Source organism: Mycobacterium sp. 1482292.6, assembly GCF_001672995.1.
GTDB classification, from domain to species: Bacteria; Actinomycetota; Actinomycetes; order Mycobacteriales; family Mycobacteriaceae; genus Mycobacterium; species Mycobacterium europaeum_A.
On the sequence record NZ_LZKV01000256.1, the window covers coordinates 1 to 4,281 of the forward strand.

The window sequence follows — 4,281 nt, forward strand, 5'->3', positions numbered from 1 at the left end:
GCTGACCCTGCGGCTGGCCTCCGAGATGCTGGAGCTGGCCGGGATCGCCGACCGCGACCCCGCCGACACCCTGCGCGACGGCACCGCGATGGACCGGTTCCGCCGGCTCGTCGCGGCCCAGGGCGGCGATCTGTCGGTGCCGTTGCCCCTCGGTCGGCATGCCGAGACCGTGACCGCGCCCCGGGGCGGCACAATGGGCGATATCGACGCGATGGCAGTGGGGCTGGGGGCATGGCGGCTCGGCGCGGGCAGGTCCCGCCCGGGCGAGCGGGTGCAGCTGGGCGCGGGGATCCGGATCCACCGCCGGCCCGGCGAACCGGTCACCGCCGGCGAGCCGTTGTTCACCCTCTACACCGACACCCCGGAGCGTTTCGGTGCCGCGCTGGCCGAGCTGGACGGCGGGTGGAGCGTCGGCGACACGGCCCCGACTCCCCGGCCGCTGATCATCGATCGGATCATGACATGACCGCACCGCTGGGCCTCGAGCAGATCAGGAAGGCCCCCAAGGCCCTGCTGCATGATCACCTCGACGGCGGCCTGCGCCCGTCGACGGTGCTGGAGATCGCCGGGCAGATCGGTTACGACGGGCTGCCCGCCACCGACGTCGACGAGCTGGCGACGTGGTTTCGCACCCGTTCGCACAGCGGCTCGCTGGAGCGCTACTTAGAGCCGTTCTCGCACACCGTCGCGGTGATGCAGACGCCCGAGGCGCTGCACCGGGTCGCCTACGAGTGCGTAGAAGATCTGGCCGAGGACTCGGTGGTGTACGCCGAGATCCGGTTCGCGCCCGAACTGCACATCGACCGCGGGCTGTCTTTCGATGCGATCGTCGACGCCGTGCTGGCCGGCTTCGCCGACGGTGAGAAGGCCTGCGCCGCGGCCGGGCGCCCGATCGTGGTGCGCCTGCTGGTCACCGCGATGCGGCACGCGGCGGTGTCCCGGGAGATCGCCGAGCTGGCAATCCGGTTCCGGGACAAGGGAGTTGTCGGGTTCGACATCGCCGGCGCCGAGGCGGGCAACCCACCGACCCGGCACCTGGACGCTTTCGAATACATGCGAGACCACAACGCGCGCTTCACCATTCACGCCGGTGAGGCGTTCGGCCTGCCGTCCATTCACGAGGCGATCGCCTTTTGCGGGGCGGACCGGCTGGGCCATGGGGTGCGCATCGTCGACGACATCGAGGTGCTGGGCGACGGCAAGGTCCGGCTGGGTCAACAAGCATCCATCTTGCGGGACAAGCGAATTCCGCTGGAGCTGTGCCCCAGCTCCAACGTGCAGACCGGTGCCGTCAACAGCATCGCCGAGCATCCGTTCGATCTGCTGGCCCGCACCCGCTTCCGGGTGACTGTGAACACCGACAACCGGCTGATGAGCGACACCTTCATGAGCCGCGAAATGCACCGGCTGGTCGAGGCTTTCGGCTACGGATGGAGCGACCTCGAGCGGTTCACCATCAACGCGATGAAGTCAGCGTTCATCCCGTTCGACGAGCGGCTGGCGATCATCGACGAGGTGATCAAGCCGCGCTATGCCGTGCTGATCGGCTAGCGGCTCACCGTCATATGTGCCCCGGCATCCCGATGTCGGGGTCGGCCGGTGCCGCGGGCGCGACCGGCACTGCCGGCGGCGCGACGGGCGGCGGCGCGATCGGCGCCTGGTCCACCGGCGGCGGTGGGGCCGCGGGCGGCGGCGGGGCGATCTGCGGGGCGGCCGCCGGCGGCAGCGCGTACGGGCCTCCGGCGCACACGGGATTGGCGGGCTGGCTGATGCATGCGGTATCCGCCGGGCCGGTGGGGGCGGCGTCGGCGGCGTACGGCCCACCCTGACACTGCGCGACCTCTGGCATCGCCACACATCGGGGATCGGACGGGTTGGTCGGCAGGCCGGGATCGGGATTATCTTGCGGCGCAACGAGGATTCGCGCGGCCGGCGCGGGCATCGCGTTCGCCCGTGCGCCCGCACCCGCCGCGGCGACCGCGATCAGCGCTGCGGCCACAACCGTTTTCGCCATCACGTCGCGGACTCCTGTAGAGATCGTCCAAGCCATCGTGCCCCCAGCTACGGGCCCGGCACGGCTTGTCCGGGCTGTCGATCAGTCTGCGCCATGCGCGCCAGATCCGGTAGCCCATAACGGGTCCGGCTCCACCGACAGCCCCATGGCCCGCACCGTGCTGGCCAGGTGGGTCTGCACCGCCCGGAGCGCCCGCGGCAGGTCGCCGTCGCGCAGGGCCTCGGCGATGCCCCGATGCTCGGCCATGATCGTGGCCACCCGATCGGGTTCACGCAGCGCCGATTCCCCGATCATCCGCATCTGGCGGTCGCGCAGCGTCGAGTAGAAGTTGGACAGGATCGCGTTGCCCGACTCTTCCAGGGTGATGGCGTGGAAGGCGCGGTCGGACTCCAGGAATTCCCGCCAGTCGGCGGCCGCCGCGGCCGCACCCTGCCGTCGCAGCTCGCCGGATTGCCGTTCGAAGACCACGGCCCACACGGCGGGACCGCGTCCCACCACCTTGGCCGCCGCGAACTGCTCGAGCACCAGCCGGGCCTCCATCACCGCGCGGACCTCGCCGGGCGAGACCGGGACCACCAGGGCGCCGCGCTGGGGATACAACCGCAACAGCCCCTCGGCCTCGAGGCGCAGGAACGCCTCGCGCACCGGGGTGCGTGACATCCCCAGCGCGGTCGCGACGTCGCCTTCGCTGATCAGCTCGCCGCCGGCGAACTCGCCGGTGAGGATCTGGGCCTTGACGTGATCCAGCGCGCGATCCTTGGCCGTGCCCGGCCGCGGGCTCTTCGCCGCCATACCGCCCCGCTCTGGTAGCTAAGTCGTATCTCAAGGGTGCTCCTGACCGTACACGAGCCTTCTTTTACCAGGGCATATTGACACTAAGATACAAGATAAATACTATTCGGATACGAGAGATGCCCAAGCGGTGAGGAGACCGAGATGGCCACGACGCAGACATTGACCCCGAACCTGGATCCGACGGTCCCGGCACCGATGATCAACGTGGCCGAATACGGGTTCGAGGGCCGCTTCGAAGAGTGGGCCGCCCAGGCCGAGTACTTCGAGTACTCCAAGGCGGCCAACCCGATCGGGTCGGGGCACGTCCCCGCGGTTCCGCTGCGCCGGTTCGATCCCGAGCTCTACCTCGATGCCGCAACCGGCGTGATCCCGCTGGACCTGTCCCGGGAGCTGGGCATCGGCACCGGCGCGGCGACCAGCCCGGCGCTGCTGGCCAACTTCGTCAGCATCCGCGCAGGCGAGCACATCGACACCAGCCCCAACGCCACCTCGCAGCTGTACTACGTGCTGTACGGGCGCGGCTTCGCGGCGGTCAACGGCCGGCTGGTCGAGTGGGAGAAGGGCGACTTCGTGACGTTGCCCGCCGGTTGCCGGTCGGTGTTCTACGCCGCCGCCGACACGGCCATGTACTGGGTGCACGACGAGCCGTTGATGCGATACCTGGGCGCCGAGGCCACCCGGCCGCGCTTCGAGGCGACCAAGTTCCGCCGCGCCGACGCGGTGGCCAAGCTCGAGGAGATCGCCGCGCGCCCCGGCGCCAACGAGAAGAGCCGGGTGAGCGTGCTGTTGGCCAACGCCGATCAGGAGCAGACGCTGACCATCACGCACGTGCTGTGGGCCATGTTCGGGGTGCTGCCGCCCAACCAGGTCCAGCGCCCGCACCGGCACCAGTCGGTCGCGCTGGATCTCATCCTCGACGCCCCGGCGTCCGGCTGCTACACGCTGCTGGGCACCCGCCTCGACTCCCGCGGCGACATCGTCGATCCCATCCGGGTGGACTGGCGGGCGGGTTGCGCCTTCACCACCCCGCCGGGCATGTGGCACGCCCACTACAACGAGACCGACGAGGCCGCCCACCTGATTCCCGTTCAGGACGCCGGGCTGCACACCCACCTGCGCAGCCTGGACATCAAGTTCACCCAGCGCCGCGACCTGGCCGGGTGATCCCCCGGCGGCGGCCCATGCACCGCCGGAGTTCGGCGAATAGTGTGGCTGGACATGAAGGTGCCCCTGCTGGGACCGGTGTCGCTCACGGGCTTCCAGAACGCCTGGTTCTTCCTGGTCCTGTTGATCGTGCTGCTGGTGATCGGCCTTTACGTCGTGCAGCAGTTCGCCCGTCGTCGCCGGGTGCTGCGCTTCGCCAACATGGAGGTGCTGGAGCGGGTCGCGCCGCCGCGGCCAAGCAAGTGGCGTCACGTGCCGACCATCCTGCTGGCCGCCGCGCTGGTGTTGCTGACCACCGCGATGGCGGG

Annotated in this window: 5 protein-coding genes and 1 pseudogene; 4 read left to right on the plus strand and 2 right to left on the minus strand. The window is 70.1% G+C overall.

The genetic code is table 11. The features are described from left to right. Together A5624_RS26200 and A5624_RS26205 are read left to right on the plus strand one after the other, a co-directional pair. Positions 1–466 (plus strand): annotated as a pseudogene (locus A5624_RS26200) (thymidine phosphorylase); the annotation flags it as partial. After that, positions 463–1,551: an adenosine deaminase gene (locus A5624_RS26205; RefSeq protein ID WP_066873250.1), complete on the plus strand. Its 1,089-nt coding sequence runs from the start codon at positions 463–465 to the stop codon at positions 1,549–1,551. The pseudogene A5624_RS26200 and the gene A5624_RS26205, both read left to right, overlap by 4 nt. Positions 1,552–1,561: 10 nt before the next feature. Here A5624_RS26205 and A5624_RS28755 read toward each other — a convergent pair whose 3' ends face one another. Together A5624_RS28755 and A5624_RS26215 are read right to left on the minus strand one after the other, a co-directional pair. Beyond that, on the minus strand, positions 1,562–2,014 hold the full coding sequence (locus A5624_RS28755) for a hypothetical protein (protein WP_066873253.1): 453 nt from the start codon (positions 2,012–2,014) through the stop codon (positions 1,562–1,564). An 81-nt stretch (positions 2,015–2,095) separates the two neighbouring features. Beyond that, positions 2,096–2,806, minus strand: a complete 711-nt coding sequence (locus A5624_RS26215) for a GntR family transcriptional regulator (RefSeq protein WP_066873256.1) — start codon at positions 2,804–2,806, stop codon at positions 2,096–2,098. A gap of 144 nt (positions 2,807–2,950) precedes the next feature. Here A5624_RS26215 and A5624_RS26220 point away from each other — a divergent pair, with 144 nt between their 5' ends. Next, positions 2,951–3,973: a cupin gene (locus A5624_RS26220; protein ID WP_066873259.1), complete on the plus strand. Its 1,023-nt coding sequence runs from the start codon at positions 2,951–2,953 to the stop codon at positions 3,971–3,973. A gap of 54 nt (positions 3,974–4,027) precedes the next feature. Beyond that, the coding region (locus A5624_RS26225) for a BatA domain-containing protein (RefSeq protein ID WP_197519037.1) at positions 4,028–4,281 on the plus strand (254 nt) is incomplete at its 3' end.